We start from the raw sequence: 803 nt of genomic DNA, 5'->3' as shown, positions 1-803 counted from the left end.
GGCCGGGGGGTGTTCCCGGGCGATCCAGGAGCGCCAGTCCGCGGCCCAGATGTCGGCCGGGCGGGGGCCGTGGGCGGCCCGGTGGGCGCGCCACTTGGCGTCGGCGGTGCGCAGACCGTCCTCGCCGAGGCGGTCGAGGTGTCCCTGTTCGCTGACCCAGGCCCGGGTGGCGGGGTCCATCCGCCACTCGCCGGCAGGGGTCGGTGCACCGCCCCCACTGCCCTTCCTACGGTTCACCTTCGGTTCTCTACGGTTCTGGGGGTCGGATCCCGTACCCCTGCCGGGTCGGATTCCGGCACCCCGGGGGGCCGGAATCCGCGCCCCGCCCGGGCCGGATTCCGTACCGGTCGGATTCCGTCCGGAGGGCTCGGAATCCGGTCCCTGCTCGGGGTGGATGCCGTACCGCCGCAGCCTCGCCTCGTCCGGCTCGGGATACGCCTGCGGGTCCTCCCGCCGGGTGCGCTCGGTCTCGGCCGACCGGGCGGCTGCGCGGGGCAGGTGGTAGACCGTGGTCCGATGCGGGCCCCGCAGGTGGTCCAGTACCCGCAGCTCGCCGCCGGCGACGAGGGCGGTGATCGCGTCGCGCACCGCCGTCCGGCTCGCGTTCGTACGCGCCATCAGGCTGGTGAGCGAGGCCCACGCGACGCACTGCTCGTCCGGGACCCGGTCGGCGATCGACAGCAGGACCAGCCGCGCGGTGCCCTTGGCGGCGCTGTGTTCCCACACCCACTCGCGGGCCTCGACACTCATCGCCCACCCCCGTTCACCTGCGGGAGGACACCCGCCGCAGCGGTGTGGGGGCG

Annotated in this window: 1 protein-coding gene; it reads right to left on the bottom strand. The window is 75.3% G+C overall.

Annotated elements, in window-relative coordinates; genetic code table 11:
- Positions 1 to 750, bottom strand: a 750-nt coding sequence (locus tag FOE67_RS27370; protein WP_182667501.1) for a helix-turn-helix domain-containing protein, incomplete at its 3' end; no start/stop codon positions are given.
- Between the last annotated feature and the right edge of the window lie 53 nt (positions 751 to 803).

Source organism: Streptomyces calidiresistens (assembly GCF_014141525.1).
In the GTDB taxonomy this organism is placed as follows: domain Bacteria; phylum Actinomycetota; class Actinomycetes; order Streptomycetales; family Streptomycetaceae; genus Streptomyces; species Streptomyces calidiresistens.
The sequence above is the reverse complement of the archived record's forward strand: the minus strand, read 5'-3'. Positions and strand labels throughout refer to the sequence as shown.